This is a genomic window from Pseudomonas fluorescens (assembly GCF_902497745.1).
GTDB lineage: Bacteria > Pseudomonadota > Gammaproteobacteria > Pseudomonadales > Pseudomonadaceae > Aquipseudomonas > Aquipseudomonas fluorescens_BM.
The window spans coordinates 65,262-81,274 of sequence record NZ_CABVHJ010000006.1 but is presented as its reverse complement, the minus strand read 5'-3'; the positions used below and the strand labels follow the sequence as shown (position 1 = coordinate 81,274).

13 protein-coding genes and 1 pseudogene are annotated in these 16,013 nt (G+C 58.8%); 13 read left to right on the top strand and 1 reads right to left on the bottom strand.

Translation table 11 applies throughout. The annotated features are described in order from the left end of the window. Positions 1 to 30: 30 nt before the first annotated feature. Positions 31 to 1,287 (bottom strand): NADP-dependent isocitrate dehydrogenase, encoded by a 1,257-nt coding sequence (gene icd / locus F8N44_RS11020; RefSeq protein WP_034155137.1) that lies wholly within the window; start codon positions 1,285 to 1,287, stop codon positions 31 to 33. A 481-nt stretch (positions 1,288 to 1,768) separates the two neighbouring features. Between icd and F8N44_RS11010 the strand changes: the two genes are divergently transcribed. From F8N44_RS11010 to nuoC, 13 genes and pseudogenes are all read left to right on the top strand, one after another. After that, the gene (locus F8N44_RS11010; protein ID WP_150650311.1) at positions 1,769 to 3,994 is read left to right on the top strand and encodes an NADP-dependent isocitrate dehydrogenase; all 2,226 of its coding nucleotides are present in this window, start codon (positions 1,769 to 1,771) and stop codon (positions 3,992 to 3,994) included. Positions 3,995 to 4,065: 71 nt separating this feature from the next. Continuing rightward, positions 4,066 to 4,155, top strand: a pseudogene (locus F8N44_RS31685) (metal ABC transporter ATP-binding protein); the annotation flags it as partial. 38 nt (positions 4,156 to 4,193) lie between these two features. After that, positions 4,194 to 4,640 (top strand): NUDIX hydrolase, encoded by a 447-nt coding sequence (locus tag F8N44_RS11000; RefSeq protein ID WP_150650309.1) that lies wholly within the window; start codon positions 4,194 to 4,196, stop codon positions 4,638 to 4,640. Between the two features lie 59 nt (positions 4,641 to 4,699). Next, complete coding sequence (mnmA, locus tag F8N44_RS10995; RefSeq protein ID WP_150650308.1) at positions 4,700 to 5,824, top strand: tRNA 2-thiouridine(34) synthase MnmA; 1,125 nt, start codon at positions 4,700 to 4,702, stop codon at positions 5,822 to 5,824. Then, positions 5,821 to 6,444: a high frequency lysogenization protein HflD gene (gene hflD / locus F8N44_RS10990; protein ID WP_122606186.1), complete on the top strand. Its 624-nt coding sequence runs from the start codon at positions 5,821 to 5,823 to the stop codon at positions 6,442 to 6,444. Before mnmA ends, hflD begins: the two co-directional genes overlap by 4 nt. Before the next feature lie 127 nt (positions 6,445 to 6,571). Beyond that, positions 6,572 to 7,942, top strand: a complete 1,371-nt coding sequence (gene purB, locus F8N44_RS10985) for an adenylosuccinate lyase (RefSeq protein WP_003223822.1) — start codon at positions 6,572 to 6,574, stop codon at positions 7,940 to 7,942. An 86-nt stretch (positions 7,943 to 8,028) separates the two neighbouring features. Further along, on the top strand, positions 8,029 to 9,198 hold the full coding sequence (locus F8N44_RS10980) for a cupin domain-containing protein (protein ID WP_150650307.1): 1,170 nt from the start codon (positions 8,029 to 8,031) through the stop codon (positions 9,196 to 9,198). Further along, positions 9,191 to 9,616 (top strand): GNAT family N-acetyltransferase, encoded by a 426-nt coding sequence (locus F8N44_RS10975; protein ID WP_034155132.1) that lies wholly within the window; start codon positions 9,191 to 9,193, stop codon positions 9,614 to 9,616. Before F8N44_RS10980 ends, F8N44_RS10975 begins: the two co-directional genes overlap by 8 nt. Before the next feature lie 243 nt (positions 9,617 to 9,859). Further along, positions 9,860 to 10,621 carry a secretin N-terminal domain-containing protein gene (locus F8N44_RS10970; protein WP_150650306.1) on the top strand — a complete coding sequence of 254 codons (762 nt, stop codon included), beginning with the start codon at positions 9,860 to 9,862 and terminating at the stop codon, positions 10,619 to 10,621. 474 nt (positions 10,622 to 11,095) lie between these two features. Then, positions 11,096 to 12,421: an isocitrate lyase gene (aceA, locus tag F8N44_RS10965; protein WP_007920195.1), complete on the top strand. Its 1,326-nt coding sequence runs from the start codon at positions 11,096 to 11,098 to the stop codon at positions 12,419 to 12,421. Between the two features lie 635 nt (positions 12,422 to 13,056). Then, positions 13,057 to 13,470, top strand: a complete 414-nt coding sequence (locus F8N44_RS10960; RefSeq protein ID WP_003223812.1) for an NADH-quinone oxidoreductase subunit A — start codon at positions 13,057 to 13,059, stop codon at positions 13,468 to 13,470. A gap of 10 nt (positions 13,471 to 13,480) precedes the next feature. Continuing rightward, on the top strand, positions 13,481 to 14,155 hold the full coding sequence (locus tag F8N44_RS10955; RefSeq protein ID WP_007920192.1) for a NuoB/complex I 20 kDa subunit family protein: 675 nt from the start codon (positions 13,481 to 13,483) through the stop codon (positions 14,153 to 14,155). 73 nt (positions 14,156 to 14,228) lie between these two features. Continuing rightward, positions 14,229 to 16,013 (top strand): NADH-quinone oxidoreductase subunit C/D, encoded by a 1,785-nt coding sequence (gene nuoC, locus F8N44_RS10950; protein WP_122843739.1) that lies wholly within the window; start codon positions 14,229 to 14,231, stop codon positions 16,011 to 16,013.

The following is a 16,013-nucleotide window of genomic DNA, read 5'->3' as shown; positions in this document are numbered from 1 at the left end:
CGAGCCAGACGGTTTTTATGTGCCCGCGTTTTACATATGCGAAATCAACGCATCCCCAAAGCCCGAAGACGAAACCAGCTTGGCCCCGTCCATCAGACGCTCGAAGTCATAGGTCACGGTCTTGGCACCAATGGCGCCGTTGGTGCCCTTGATGATCAGATCCGCCGCTTCAGTCCAGCCCATGTGGCGCAGCATCATCTCGGCCGAGAGGATCAGCGACCCCGGGTTGACCTGATCCTTGCCAGCGTACTTCGGCGCAGTACCGTGGGTCGCTTCGAACATCGCCACGGTGTCGGACAGGTTGGCGCCCGGCGCGATACCGATACCGCCCACTTCCGCCGCCAGGGCATCGGAGAGGTAGTCGCCGTTCAGGTTGAGGGTTGCGATCACATCGTACTCGGCCGGACGCAGCAGGATTTGCTGGAGCATGGCGTCGGCGATGGCGTCTTTGACCACGACATTCTTGCCGGTTTTCGGGTTCTTGAACTGCATCCACGGGCCGCCGTCGAGCAGGGTCGCGCCGAATTCTTCAGCGGCCACTTCGTAGGCCCACTCTTTGAAGGCACCTTCGGTGAACTTCATGATGTTGCCTTTGTGCACGATGGTCAGCGAATCGCGGTCGTTATCGACCACATATTGCAGAGCCTTGCGCGCCAGACGCTTGGTGCCTTCCAGCGAAACCGGCTTGACGCCGATGCCGCAGTTTTCGTCGAAACGGATCTTGGTGACGCCCATTTCTTCTTTAAGGAATTTGATGACCTTGGTGGCTTCCGGCGAACCGGCCTTCCACTCAATGCCGGCATAGATGTCTTCGGAGTTCTCGCGGAAGATGGTCATGTCGACGTCGCCAGGCTTTTTCACCGGGCTTGGTACGCCTTCGAACCAGCGCACCGGGCGCAGGCAGACATACAGGTCGAGTTGCTGACGCAGAGCAACGTTCAGCGAACGGATGCCGCCACCGACCGGGGTGGTCAGCGGGCCCTTGATGGAAACCACGTAATCCTTGACTGCATCGAGGGTTTCCTGAGGCAGCCAGGTGTCCTGATCGTAAACCTGAGTGGCTTTTTCCCCGGCGTAGACTTCCATCCAGGAAATCTTGCGTTTACCGCCGTATGCCTTTTGAACTGCAGCATCGACAACCTTGATCATCACCGGACTGATGTCGACACCAATGCCGTCACCTTCGATGAAGGGGATGATCGGGTTATCAGGAACATTGAGAGAATGGTCTGCATTGACGGTGATTTTGTCGCCGACGGCTGGAACCTGAATCTTCTTGTAACCCATGCTGAACTCCATTGTTTGGATTGAACATCTGGCTTGGTTCGAGCGTAACCCAGTTAAATCAACACGCAAACCCTCTGTTCGTGGCGCGGCCACATCTCGTTTCGTACAAGCCTGAAAGCAAAGGGAAAAGCGCCAAACTCAAGCATTCGCGACGACTCTACGCCCCACCCTGCCCTGCGACCTTTAGACCAATGGACGAGAATCGTTGCATATGAACCATCGGCAGATTGCCAGCTACCTATGTATAATGCCGCCCGCTGACCACAGGGTCACGACGGCTGGCCTCTCTAGCACGAGACTTTCCGCCTGATTGGTCGGGTTGTTACCGCAGTCCGACTGCTTGACGCTCTACTGATGCACCCAACATCACCGCGAAGAATCTCGACATTCGGTTCATGGATGACTTTGAACGAACGCGCTTACCCGGCGCCCCTCGAGTTTCTGCGCACGCTTTAGCAAAGAAGAGAGAGTTAATCCGAATATGCCCACCCGCTCGAAGATCATCTATACCTTCACCGACGAAGCTCCAGCCCTCGCCACCTATTCCCTGCTGCCGATCATCGAGGCGTACACCGCTTCGGCCGATATCGCCGTGGAAACCCGCGATATCTCTCTTGCAGCGCGCATTCTGGCCAGCTTCCCCGAGCAACTGGGCGACAAAGCCGTAGCCGACCACCTCGCCGAACTGGGCGACCTGGCCGTTACGCCTGAAGCCAACATCATCAAGCTGCCGAACATCAGCGCTTCGGTGCCACAGCTGCAAGCCGCGATCAAAGAGCTGCAAGCTCAGGGTTACAACCTGCCGGACTATCCGGAAACCGTAACCAGCGACGCCGACAAAGACGCGAAGGCACGTTATGACAAGGTCAAGGGCAGCGCCGTGAACCCGGTTCTGCGTGAAGGCAACTCCGACCGTCGCGCACCGCTGTCGGTGAAGAACTATGCGCGCAAGCACCCGCACAAAATGGGCGCCTGGGCCAAAGACTCCAAGTCCCACGTCGCTCACATGAGCACCGGCGATTTCTACGGCAGCGAAAAAGCTGCCCTGATCGACGCCGCTGACGCTGTGAAGATCGAGCTGATCGCCAAGGACGGTAGCGCTACCGTCCTGAAAGAAAAAACCACCGTTCAGGCTGGCGAGATCCTCGACTGCGCCGTAATGAGCAAAAACGCCCTGCGTGCGTTCATCGCTGCTGAAATCGAAAGCGCCAAGGCCCAGGGCGTGCTGCTCTCGGTTCACCTGAAAGCGACCATGATGAAGGTCTCCGACCCGATCATGTTCGGCCAGATCGTTGCCGAGTTCTATAAAGATGCCCTGACCAAGCACGCTGACGTGCTGGCCGAGATCGGCTTCAACCTGAACAACGGCATCGGCGATCTGTACGCGCGCATCAAAGCCCTGCCGGCTGAGCAGCAAGCACAGATCGAAGCTGACATGGCCGCCGTCTACGCTGCTCGTCCATCGCTGGCGATGGTCAACTCCGACAAAGGCATCACCAACCTGCACGTGCCGAGCGACGTGATCGTCGACGCCTCGATGCCAGCAATGATTCGTGACTCCGGCAAAATGTGGGGCACCGACGGTCAGCTGCACGACACCAAGGCGGTGATCCCGGATCGTTGCTACGCGACCATCTACCAGGCCGTGATCGAAGATTGCAAAGCCAATGGCGCTTTCGATCCGACCACCATGGGCAGCGTGCCAAACGTTGGCCTGATGGCGAAGAAAGCCGAAGAGTACGGCTCGCACGACAAGACCTTCCAGATCAAGGCTGACGGCGTGGTTCGCGTTACCGACAGCAAGGGCAACCTGCTGATGGAACAGGCTGTTGAAGCCGGCGACATCTTCCGCATGTGCCAGACCAAAGACGCGCCGATCCAGGACTGGGTCAAACTGGCCGTCAACCGTGCTCGCGCAAGCAGCACGCCAGCAATCTTCTGGCTGGACCCGATGCGCGCTCACGATGGCGTAGTGATCGAGAAAGTTCAGGCCTACCTGAAGGATCACGACACCAGCGGTCTGGACATCCAGATCATGGCGCCGGTCGACGCCATGAAGTACACCCTGCAGCGCACCCGCGAAGGCAAGGACACCATTTCGGTGACCGGCAACGTACTGCGCGACTACCTGACCGACCTGTTCCCGATCATGGAACTGGGCACCAGCGCCAAGATGCTGTCGATCGTGCCGCTGATGAACGGCGGTGGCCTGTTCGAAACCGGCGCTGGCGGTTCGGCTCCGAAGCACGTGCAGCAACTGGTTGAAGAAAACTTCCTGCGCTGGGATTCGCTGGGCGAGTTCCTCGCACTGGCGGCGTCCCTCGAGCATCTGGGTGTGAACTACAACAACCCGAAAGCGCTGGTGCTGTCGAAAACCCTGGACCAGGCCACTGGCCAGTTCCTCGACAACAACAAGTCGCCATCGCGCAAAGTCGGCAACATCGACAACCGCGGCAGCCACTTCTACCTGGCGATGTACTGGGCTCAGGCCCTGGCTGCCCAGACTGAAGACGCTGCACTGCAAGCGCAGTTCGCGACTCTGGCCAAGACTCTGACCGAGAACGAGGCGACCATCGTTGCCGAGCTCAACGCCGTTCAGGGCAAGCCAGTCGACATCGGCGGTTACTACCACGCCAATGCCGAGCTGATCAGCAAGGCCATGCGCCCAAGCGCAACCCTCAACGCGGCGATTGCTGCGCTGGTTTAAGGTTGTAATGGGAACATCACAAACCCCGGCCTTGTGCCGGGGTTTGTGTTTTCAGAGTTCACACTTCCCCTGTGGGAGCGAGCTTGCTCGCGAAGGCGGCGGATCAGTCAATGAAAATGTTGAATGATAAACCGCATTCGCGAGCAAGCTCGCTCCCACAATGGGAATGGGTTTCAACCAATAGATTGAGGAAGGTTTTATGGAATGGCTCCCCCACATCACCGTCGCCACCATCGTCGAGGACAACGGTCGCTTCCTGATGGTCGAAGAACACAAAGCCGGGCGTAACGTACTCAACCAGCCCGCCGGCCATCTCGACCCGGACGAAACCCTGATCGACGCCGCCGTACGCGAAACCCTCGAAGAAACCGGCTGGGACGTCGAGCCCACCGGCGTGATCGGCATTTACCTGTACACCGCGCCGAGCAACGGCGTGACTTACCAGCGCGTGTGCTTCAGCGCCAAAGCCGTGCAACACCACCCCGATTATCAACTCGACGACGGCATCGTCGGCGCCAAGTGGCTGACCCGCGACGAATTAATCGCCCAACGCGACAACTGGCGCAGCCAGCTGATCATCCGTTGCATCGACGATTATCTGGCCGGCCATCACTTCAGCCTCGAACTGATCCGCCCTTCTCTTTAGCCTTGAGGCCGCGAGCCTGCTAGAATCGCGTCCTTTTTCAAGACACTCATTGAATCCCTATGCGTGATCCAGCCCCTTCTGACACATCCAAGAAGCGCGTCATTGTCGGCATGTCCGGCGGCGTGGACTCTTCCGTTTCCGCTCTCCTGCTGATCGAGCAGGGTTATGAAGTGGAAGGCCTGTTCATGAAGAACTGGGAAGAAGACGACGGAACGGAATACTGCACCGCCATGGACGACCTGGCGGATGCCCAGGCTGTCTGCGACAAGATTGGCATCAAGCTGCACACCGCCAACTTCGCCGCCGAGTACTGGGACAACGTGTTCGAGCACTTTTTGGCCGAGTACAAGGCCGGACGTACGCCGAACCCGGACATCCTCTGCAACCGCGAGATCAAGTTCAAGGCGTTCCTCGATTACGCCATGCTGCTCGGCGCCGACCTGATCGCCACCGGCCACTACGTGCGCCGCCGTGACATCGATGGCCGCACCGAACTGCTCAAAGGCCTCGATCCGAACAAGGATCAGAGCTACTTCCTGCACGCCGTCGGCGGCGAACAGATCGCCAAGACCCTGTTCCCGGTCGGCGAACTGGAAAAGCCGGAAGTGCGCGCCATTGCCGAGAAATACGAGCTGGCGACCGCCAAGAAGAAGGATTCCACCGGGATCTGCTTCATCGGCGAGCGTCGCTTCAGCGACTTCCTCAAGCAATACCTGCCGGCGCAACCGGGCGAGATCAAGACCACCGAAGGCGAAGTCATCGGCCGTCATCACGGTTTGATGTACCACACCATCGGTCAGCGCCAGGGCCTCGGTATCGGCGGTTTGAAAGACGCCGGCGATGAACCGTGGTACGTGCTGCGCAAGGATCTCGACACCAACGAGCTGATCGTCGGCCAAGGCAACAACCATCCGTGGCTGTTCTCCAGCGCCCTGCTCGCTTCGGAAATCTATTGGGTCAACCCGATCGACCTGAGCCAGCCGCTGCGCCTGACCGCGAAAGTGCGTTATCGCCAGAGCGACCAGGCCTGCACCCTGGAAAAAACCGCCAGCGGCTACCGCGCCGTGTTCGACGAACCGCAACGCGCGGTCACTCCGGGCCAGTCCGTGGTGTTCTACGACGGTGAAATCTGCCTCGGCGGCGGCGTGATCGAAGTCGCCGAGCCGTGGAGCGGCCAGGCATGAGCCCGACTCAGGAGCAACTGACGGCGCTGGGCGGTGTGTTTCTCGCCGCGGTGCTGGTCGACCGGATCGCCAAGACCGGCCAGACCAGCGAGGCTGGCCTGAGCTGCATGCTCGGCAGCCTGCTGGTGCGCGACCCGAAGGACACGCTGGATGTGTACGGCGGCGACGACATCAATCTGCGCGAAGGTTACCGTGCGTTGATTGGCGCCCTCGAGCGCGACCCAAGCACGTTGCAACGCGAGCCGCTGCGTTATGCCCTGTCGATGCTCGGTCTTGAGCGTCAACTGGCCAAACGTGACGACATGCTCGACATCATCGGCAAGCGCTTGCCGCAGATCCAGTCGCAGGTCGAACATTTCGGCCCGGCCCATGAAAACGTCGTCGCGGCGTGCGGCGCGTTGTATCAGGACACCCTGAGCACCTTGCGCCAACGCATCCAGGTGCACGGCGACATGCGCAACCTGCAGCAGCCGAGCAATGCCTCGAAAATCCGCGCCCTGCTGCTTGCCGGCATTCGTTCGGCGCGCCTGTGGCGGCAGCTCGGCGGCCATCGCTGGCAGTTGGTGATCAGCCGGCGCAAGCTGCTCAAAGAGCTGTATCCGTTGATGCGCAGCGAGTAATTCGCCCTGCAACAAAAGCTTTGTAGTCTGTAACGCGTAATACGCCGGTCAGTTGGCAACGGACCGGCGGATTTTTTCATGTATGATACGCGCCCCATTTCGTTGCCCGACTGTCCGAGAACACCCCATGCAGCTTTCTTCGCTCACTGCGGTTTCCCCTGTTGACGGCCGCTACGCCGGCAAAACCCAGGCCCTGCGCCCGATTTTCAGCGAGTACGGTTTGATCCGTGCCCGTGTTCTGGTTGAAGTGCGCTGGCTCCAGCGTCTGGCCGCCCACGCTGGCATCCCTGAAGTACCAGCCTTCTCCGCCGAGGCCAACGCCGTTCTCAATGAACTGGCTGAAAACTTCTCGCTGGAGCACGCCGAGCGCGTCAAAGAGATCGAGCGCACCACCAACCACGACGTCAAAGCGATCGAATACTTGCTCAAAGAGCAAGCGGCCAAACTGCCGGAGCTGGCCAAGGTCAGCGAGTTCATCCACTTTGCCTGCACCAGCGAAGACATCAACAACCTGTCCCACGCCCTGATGCTGCGCGAAGGTCGTGACGACGTGATGCTGCCGCTGATGCGCCAGACTGCCAACGCCATCCGCGAACTGGCCATCCGTTTCGCTGACGTGCCAATGCTGTCGCGCACTCACGGCCAACCAGCTTCGCCGACCACTCTGGGTAAAGAGCTGGCGAACGTGGTTTACCGTCTCGAGCGTCAAATTGCTCAGGTCGCTGCCGTGCCGCTGCTGGGCAAGATCAACGGCGCTGTCGGCAACTACAACGCGCACCTGTCGGCCTACCCGCAGATCGACTGGGAAGCCAACGCCCGCGCCTTCATCGAAGACGAGCTAGGCCTGGGTTTCAACCCGTACACCACGCAGATCGAACCGCACGACTACATCGCCGAGCTGTTCGACGCAATCGCGCGCTTCAACACCATCCTGATCGACTTCGACCGTGACATCTGGGGCTACATCTCCCTGGGTTATTTCAAGCAGCGCACCATCGCTGGCGAAATCGGTTCGTCGACCATGCCGCACAAGGTCAACCCGATCGACTTCGAAAACTCCGAAGGCAACCTGGGCATCGCCAACGCATTGTTCCAGCACCTGGCGAGCAAACTGCCGATTTCCCGCTGGCAGCGCGACCTGACCGACTCCACCGTACTGCGCAACCTCGGTGTCGGCTTCGCCCACAGCGTGATCGCCTACGAAGCCAGCCTCAAAGGCATCAGCAAACTGGAGCTCAACGAGCAGAAGATTGCCGCTGACCTCGACGCTTGCTGGGAAGTGTTGGCTGAGCCGATCCAGACCGTGATGCGCCGCTACAACATCGAAAACCCGTACGAGAAGCTGAAAGAACTGACCCGCGGCAAGGGCATCAGCCCGGAAGCGTTGCAGACTTTCATCGATGGTCTGGACATGCCTGCCGAAGCGAAAGCCGAGCTCAAGCAACTGACCCCGGCCAACTACATCGGCAACGCTGTAGCGCAAGCCAAACGCATCTGATCGACCGCTTGATCCGTTTGAGACGCCCGGCCGCGCCGGGCGTTTTTATTCCCGTCTGAAAAGTGCTTTTTTTCAATAGGTTACATATGAATCCCGATATTCCTCTTCAACTTCTGGGCGGCATCACGGCACGCGAATTCCTGCGCGACTACTGGCAGAAAAAGCCGCTGCTGATCCGTCAGGCGATTCCTGATTTCGAAAGCCCGATCGACGCCGACGAACTGGCCGGCCTGGCCCTGGAAGAAGAAGTCGAATCGCGCCTGGTGATCGAGCACGGCGAGCGTCCGTGGGAACTGCGTCGCGGCCCGTTCGCTGAAGACGAGTTCAGCAAGCTGCCGGAAAAAGAGTGGACTCTGCTGGTACAAGCGGTCGACCAGTTCGTGCCGGAAGTCAGCGAACTGCTGGAAAACTTCCGCTTCCTGCCGAGCTGGCGCGTTGACGACGTGATGATCAGCTTCGCCGCCCCGGGTGGCAGCGTTGGTCCTCACTTCGACAACTACGACGTGTTCCTGCTGCAGGGCCACGGCAAGCGCAACTGGAAAATCGGCCAGATGTGCGATTCCGAGAGCCCGCTGCTGCAACACGCGGATCTGCGCATCCTCGCCGAATTCCACGAGACCGAAGAGTGGGTGCTGGAACCGGGCGACATGCTCTACCTGCCGCCACGCCTGGCGCACTGCGGTGTCGCGGTCGACAACTGCATGACCTACTCGGTTGGCTTCCGCGCACCAAGCGCTTCTGAAGTGCTGACCCACTTCACCGACTTCCTCAGCCAGTTCCTGACTGACGAAGAGCGCTACACCGACGCCGACGCACAGCCAGCAGCCGATCCACACCAGATTCAACACGATGCACTGGATCGCCTGAAAGCGCTGCTCGCCGAGCACATGAGCGACGAGCGCCTGCTGCTGACCTGGTTCGGCCAGTACATGACCGAGCCGCGTTATCCAGAACTGGTGGCCGGCCCGGAAGACATCGAAGAAGAAGACTTCCTCGCTGCCCTGCAGGATGGCGCCATTCTGATCCGCAACCCGAGTGCGCGCCTGGCCTGGTCGGAAGTCGATGACGACCTGCTGCTGTTCGCCAGCGGCCAGAGCCGTTACCTGCCGGGCAAGCTGCGCGAACTGCTGAAGCTGATCTGCGCCGCTGACGCCCTGCACACCGACAACCTCGGTGAGTGGCTGAACGACGAAGACGCTTGCGGCCTGCTGTGCCAGTTGGTCAAGCAAGGGAGCCTGGGGTTCGCCGATGAATAAGATTCGCGTACGTGTCGCAGACTGGCAGAAGGACATCGCCGAGATCCGGCGCATTCGTGAAACGGTGTTCATCGCCGAACAATCGGTGCCACCTGAGCTGGAATGGGACGCGGATGACGCGACCGCCGTACATTTTCTGGCGTTTGAAGGCGACTTTCCGATCGGCACTGCGCGCTTGCTGCCCGATGGGCACATCGGCCGGGTTTCAGTGCTGAAAGACTGGCGCGGGATGAAGGTCGGTGATGCGCTGATGCAAGCGGTCATTGCTGAAGCTGAAGAACGCGGATTGAAGCAGCAAATGCTCAGCGCGCAGGTTCAGGCCACCGCGTTCTATGAGCGCTTGGGCTTCAGCTTGGTCAGCGAGGAATTCCTCGAAGCCGGGATTCCGCATGTCGACATGGTTCGCCATTCGGCCTGAGACCGAGGTGCGGCTTTCTCGAGCAGGCTCGCTCCCACACTGGACCTGTGCCTGACGCACAATTTGTGTCCGCTGGAGATCTACTGTGGGAGCGAGCCTGCTCGCGAAGAGGCCCTCGAGAACACCACAAAACGCCCCGACATCCGCCGATGCCGGGGCGTTTTGCTGTCTACGATTCAACTTGCCCCACCCAAGGCCGACAAACTGGCAATATCAAGCCTTTCGAAAGCGGAGATAACGGACATGTCCCTACGCACCCGGCTCACCACCCTGCTGCTCGGTTGCAGTTTTTCGGTGATGGCAGCCACAGAAATCGTGCCTCTCAATTACCGCACCAGCACCGACATGCTGCCGATGGCGCAAGACTTCCTCGGCAAGGACGGTCAGGTCAGCGCCTACGGCAATCAACTGATCATCAAAGCCGAGCCGGACAAGATTCAGGAACTCAAGGCGCTGATCACCCAACTGGACACTGCGCCCAAGCGCTTGCTGATCAGCGTCGACACCAATGAAAACAATGGCCGGGGCGACGAAGGTTATTCGGTCAACGGCGCTCAGCCGAACCAGACCCGTATCATCAGCCGCAGCACCACCAGCCGCGAAGGCGGCGTCCAGCAGGTTCAGGCCACCGATGGCATGCCGGCGCTGATCCAAGTCGGCCAGAGCGTTCCGATCACCAATGTTCAGAGTGATTCCTACGGCGGTTACAACAGCCAGACGCAATATCGCAACGTCACTCAGGGTTTCTACGTCACCGCCAGCGTCACCGGCGACATCGTTCACCTGGCGATCAGTACCAACCGTGACCGCATGAGCCAGGAACGTCCCGATGTAGTGAACGTGCAAAGCACCGACACAACTGTCAGCGGGCGCCTCGGCGAGTGGATCACCCTCGCCGGCGTAAATCGCCAGACTCAGGCCGACAAACAGGGCCTGACCCGCAGCTACTCGACTCAAGGCCGGGATGACATGACCTTGCGGGTGAAAGTCGACGCCTTGGACTAAAGCACCGAAAACTGACTGATTAGTCGTATTAGACGAAAGATGTAGTGCTTGAAAAAAAGCACTACAAAACGTTTGACGGGGTAAAAAAGCGAAGGCATGATGGCCTCGCTCCCGCTAATCAGAGGCCCTGGCAAGGGCCTTCGAAGCGACGTTCGCACCTACCCCGCGAACCGTTTCGTGTCTGTACCGCCCACAAGGTGTGTTTGACGAGGTTGCCGACTGGAACGAAGTTGTCCCGAGGGACGGAAGCGTAATTAGGTAACCCGGCTTCACGCTGTAGACCGTGTAAAGGCCCACGACGCCCGAATGCGCCCTGCAGTGCGCCACTACCTGCTCACTTCCCCTCGAGCCCATCGTTCATCCCGTCGCCTACCCCGCCGAATCCGCCTTGACCACCTAAGCTTCTGGTCAGCGAGCGCAGGAATTTTCCACCGCAGAACAACTTTTCATAAAGACGCGACGAGGTTTATCTCCATGGCACTGACACGCGAACAGCAAATTGCAGCCCTCGAAAAAGACTGGGCTGAAAACCCGCGCTGGAAAGGCGTGACACGCACTTACTCCGCTGCTGACGTCGTCCGTCTGCGTGGCTCGGTTCAACCTGAGCACACCTTTGCAAAAATGGGCGCCGACAAGCTGTGGAACCTGGTCACCCAGGGTGCCAAGCCGTCCTTCCGTCCTGAGAAAGATTTCGTCAACTGCATGGGCGCCCTGACCGGCGGCCAGGCTGTTCAGCAGGTTAAAGCCGGTATCCAGGCGATCTACCTGTCGGGCTGGCAAGTGGCTGCGGACAACAACTCCGCAGAATCCATGTACCCGGACCAGTCGCTGTACCCGGTGGATTCGGTTCCAACCGTGGTCAAGCGCATCAACAACTCGTTCCGTCGTGCTGACCAGATCCAGTGGAAAGCCGGCAAGAACCCGGGCGACGATGGCTACATCGACTACTTCGCGCCGATCGTGGCTGACGCTGAAGCCGGTTTCGGTGGCGTGCTGAACGCATACGAGCTGATGAAGAGCATGATCGAAGCAGGCGCCGCCGGCGTTCACTTCGAAGACCAACTGGCTTCCGTGAAAAAATGCGGTCACATGGGCGGTAAAGTACTGGTTCCTACTCAGGAAGCCGTACAGAAGCTGACCGCTGCTCGCTTGGCTGCTGACGTTGCCGGTACTCCGACCATCATCCTGGCCCGTACCGACGCTAACGCTGCTGACCTGCTGACTTCCGATTGCGACCCGTACGACCAGCCGTTCGTAACTGGCGAGCGCACTCAGGAAGGTTTCTACAAGGTTCGCGCCGGCCTCGATCAAGCCATCGCCCGTGGTCTGGCTTACGCTCCGTACGCCGACCTGATCTGGTGTGAAACTGCCAAGCCGGATCTGGACGAGGCTCGCCGCTTCGCCGAAGCGATCAAAAAGGAATACCCGGACCAACTGCTGTCGTACAACTGCTCGCCTTCCTTCAACTGGAAGAAAAACCTGGACGACGCGACCATCGCCAAGTTCCAGCGCGAACTGTCCGCCATGGGTTACAAGCACCAGTTCATCACCCTGGCCGGCATTCACAACATGTGGCACAGCATGTTCAACCTGGCGCACGACTACGCCCGCAACGACATGACTGCCTACGTGAAGCTGCAAGAGCAGGAATTCGCTGACGCCGCCAAGGGTTACACCTTCGTGGCGCACCAGCAGGAAGTGGGCACCGGCTACTTCGATGACATGACCACTGTGATTCAGGGTGGCTCGTCGTCGGTAACCGCACTGACCGGCTCGACTGAAGAAGAACAGTTCCACTGATCTGCTTCGCCTGAGCAAACGGCCTCTGCGGATCGAATAGAAAGCTAACCGCAGAGCCGCAAAACTGACGCCCCGACTGGTTCGGGGCGTTTTTTTTGCCCCCGGAAAACACACACTCCCCTGTAAGAGCTGCCGAAGGCTGCGATCTTTTGACTTTGTTTTTTCAGAATCAAAAGCAGGATCAAAAGATCGCAGCCTTCGGCAGCTCCTACAGGGATCGGTGTCGTTCGGAGAAAACATTGATCCAGCGCGGTACAACCGTCAGAAAAATCCGCTAAAACGGGCGCCGTCGCTACTTGCAGTAACGTGCAAGTAAGACAACTTCCCAACTGACATCCCGTTAAACAGTTACAAAACCACTCCAAACGATATCAATTATCATTTAGCTGCAACTATGTTCGTTACATTCCCTACAAAACATTATTTGCATAAACCCGCCTAATGCCCGCAACGCATGGGCTGCAGGGCATTGGAGACGCGCTATGTCCTTATTCCAATAAATAATTTCGCTATAGGAATTTTACTTGCAGGGTGTTTAGCCATAAAATCAGCGCGATTGATTGCTGCGACATATCGTCACTGCCTATTTCTTTATCAAGCTCAGAGACCTTTGCTCTCTGTTAAGGATTACCAGCATGCCCGAAGCGACAGGACTCATGGCCCACAACTGGGGCTTTGCCATTTTCCTTCTGGGTGTCGTCGGCCTGTGTGCCTTCATGCTTGGCGTCTCCAGCCTCCTTGGGTCAAAAGCCTGGGGCCGCAGCAAAAACGAACCGTTCGAGTCGGGCATGCTACCTACCGGTGGCGCCCGCTTGCGGCTCTCAGCCAAATTCTATCTGGTCGCGATGCTCTTCGTGATCTTCGATATCGAAGCCCTCTTTCTCTTTGCATGGTCTGTGTCCGTCCGCGAAAGCGGCTGGACCGGATTCGTCGAAGCTCTCGTTTTCATAGCAATTCTGTTGGCAGGTCTTGTCTACCTGTTCCGAGTGGGCGCCCTTGACTGGGCTCCGGAAGCTCGTCGCAAGCGGCAGGCGAAGCTGAAACAATGAGGCTTTGGCAATGCAATACAATCTCACCAGGATCGACCCCGATGCTCCTAACGAGCAATATCCGATTGGCGAACGGGAAACCGTTTCCGATCCGTTAGAAGATCAAGTCCACAAAAACATTTTCATGGGCAAGCTGGAAGACGTGCTGAGTGGCGCGGTCAACTGGGGACGTAAGAACTCCCTGTGGCCGTACAACTTTGGCTTGTCGTGCTGCTACGTGGAAATGACCACCGCCTTCACGGCGCCCCACGACATCGCGCGCTTTGGCGCCGAAGTGATCCGGGCATCACCGCGTCAGGCCGACTTCATGGTTATCGCCGGGACCTGCTTCATCAAGATGGCGCCGATCATTCAGCGTCTCTACGAGCAAATGCTCGAGCCGAAGTGGGTTATCTCCATGGGTTCGTGCGCTAACTCCGGTGGCATGTACGACATCTACTCTGTGGTTCAAGGGGTGGACAAGTTCCTGCCCGTGGACGTCTACGTACCTGGCTGCCCTCCTCGTCCGGAAGCATTTCTGCAAGGCTTGATGCTGTTGCAGGAATCGATCGGCAAGGAGCGTCGTCCGCTTTCCTGGGTCGTTGGCGATCAAGGCGTTTATCGCGCCGACATGCCTTCGCAAAAGGAAGAGCGCCGCGAACAGCGAATCGCAGTCACCAACCTGCGCAGCCCTGACGAAGTCTGATCCAGATCTGTTCTGACAAAGAAACGAGAAGCTGGCTTCATTCTTTACGTTGACCGAAAGCGAAAAAATAACCATGACTACAGGCAGTGCTCTGTACATCCCGCCTTATAAGGCAGACGACCAGGATGTGGTCGTTGAATTGAACAACCGTTTTGGCGCCGAAGCGTTCACCGCTCAGTCGACCCGCACCGGCATGCCGGTGCTGTGGGTGGCGCGTGCCAGACTCGTCGAAGTCCTGACCTTCCTGCGCAACCTGCCCAAGCCGTACGTCATGCTCTATGACCTGCACGGCGTGGACGAGCGTCTGCGCACCAAGCGTCAAGGGCTGCCATCGGACGCCGAGTTCACCGTGTTCTATCACCTCATGTCGCTGGAGCGTAATAGTGACGTGATGATCAAGGTTGCCTTGTCCGAGAGCGACCTCAGCTTGCCGACCGTCACCGGCATCTGGCCGAACGCCAACTGGTACGAGCGTGAAGTCTGGGACATGTTCGGCATCGACTTCAAAGGCCACCCGCACCTGTCGCGCATCATGATGCCGCCGACTTGGGAAGGTCACCCGCTGCGCAAGGACTTCCCGGCGCGCGCCACCGAATTCGATCCGTACAGCCTCAATCTCGCCAAGCAACAGCTTGAGGAAGAAGCCGCGCGCTTCCGTCCTGAAGACTGGGGCATGAAGCGCTCCGGCCCGAACGAGGACTACATGTTCCTCAACCTCGGCCCGAACCACCCTTCCGCGCACGGTGCGTTCCGCATCATTCTGCAACTGGACGGCGAAGAGATCGTCGACTGCGTGCCGGACATCGGTTACCACCACCGTGGTGCCGAGAAGATGGCCGAGCGTCAGTCGTGGCACAGTTTCATTCCGTACACCGACCGTATCGACTACCTCGGCGGCGTGATGAACAACCTGCCGTACGTGCTCTCGGTCGAGAAGCTGGCCGGCATCAAGGTGCCTGAGAAGGTCGACGTCATCCGCATCATGATGGCCGAGTTCTTCCGGATCACCAGCCACCTGCTGTTCCTCGGGACTTACATCCAGGACGTCGGCGCCATGACTCCGGTGTTCTTCACCTTCACCGACCGCCAGAAGGCGTACACGGTGATCGAAGCCATTACCGGTTTCCGTCTGCACCCGGCCTGGTACCGCATCGGTGGTGTTGCCCACGACCTGCCGCGCGGCTGGGAAAAACTGGTGAAAGACTTCGTTGAATGGCTGCCAAAACGCCTCGACGAATACACCAAGGCTGCCCTGCAGAACAGCATCCTCAAGGGTCGTACCATCGGCGTCGCCCAGTACAACACCAAAGAAGCCCTGGAATGGGGCGTCACCGGTGCTGGCCTGCGTTCGACCGGTTGCGATTTCGACCTGCGTAAGGCGCGTCCGTACTCCGGCTACGAGAACTTCGAGTTCGAAGTACCGCTGGCTGCCAACGGCGATGCCTACGACCGCTGCATGGTCCGCGTCGAAGAGATGCGCCAGAGCATCAAGATCATCGACCAGTGCATGCGCAACATGCCGGAAGGCCCGTACAAGGCGGATCACCCGCTGACCACGCCGCCGCCGAAAGAGCGCACGCTGCAGCACATCGAAACCTTGATCACACACTTCCTGCAAGTTTCGTGGGGCCCGGTGATGCCGGCCAACGAATCCTTCCAGATGATCGAAGCGACCAAGGGCATCAACAGTTATTACCTGACGAGCGACGGCGGCACCATGAGCTACCGTACCCGGATCCGCACTCCAAGCTTCCCGCATCTGCAACAGATCCCTTCGGTGATCAAAGGCAGCATGGTCGCGGACATGATTGCGTACCTGGGTAGTATCGATTTCGTTATGGCCGACGTGGACCGCTAA

Coding starts and splice junctions, on each gene's coding strand:
- F8N44_RS10960 (WP_003223812.1), top strand. CDS start 13,057: ATGCCCGAAGCGACAGGACTCATGGCCCACAACTGGGGCTTTGCCATT.
- nuoC (WP_122843739.1), top strand. CDS start 14,229: ATGACTACAGGCAGTGCTCTGTACATCCCGCCTTATAAGGCAGACGAC.
- F8N44_RS10970 (WP_150650306.1), top strand. CDS start 9,860: ATGTCCCTACGCACCCGGCTCACCACCCTGCTGCTCGGTTGCAGTTTT.
- hflD (WP_122606186.1), top strand. CDS start 5,821: ATGAGCCCGACTCAGGAGCAACTGACGGCGCTGGGCGGTGTGTTTCTC.
- F8N44_RS11010 (WP_150650311.1), top strand. CDS start 1,769: ATGCCCACCCGCTCGAAGATCATCTATACCTTCACCGACGAAGCTCCA.
- mnmA (WP_150650308.1), top strand. CDS start 4,700: ATGCGTGATCCAGCCCCTTCTGACACATCCAAGAAGCGCGTCATTGTC.
- F8N44_RS10955 (WP_007920192.1), top strand. CDS start 13,481: ATGCAATACAATCTCACCAGGATCGACCCCGATGCTCCTAACGAGCAA.
- F8N44_RS10975 (WP_034155132.1), top strand. CDS start 9,191: ATGAATAAGATTCGCGTACGTGTCGCAGACTGGCAGAAGGACATCGCC.
- F8N44_RS11000 (WP_150650309.1), top strand. CDS start 4,194: ATGGAATGGCTCCCCCACATCACCGTCGCCACCATCGTCGAGGACAAC.
- F8N44_RS10980 (WP_150650307.1), top strand. CDS start 8,029: ATGAATCCCGATATTCCTCTTCAACTTCTGGGCGGCATCACGGCACGC.
- aceA (WP_007920195.1), top strand. CDS start 11,096: ATGGCACTGACACGCGAACAGCAAATTGCAGCCCTCGAAAAAGACTGG.
- icd (WP_034155137.1), bottom strand. CDS start 1,287: ATGGGTTACAAGAAGATTCAGGTTCCAGCCGTCGGCGACAAAATCACC.
- purB (WP_003223822.1), top strand. CDS start 6,572: ATGCAGCTTTCTTCGCTCACTGCGGTTTCCCCTGTTGACGGCCGCTAC.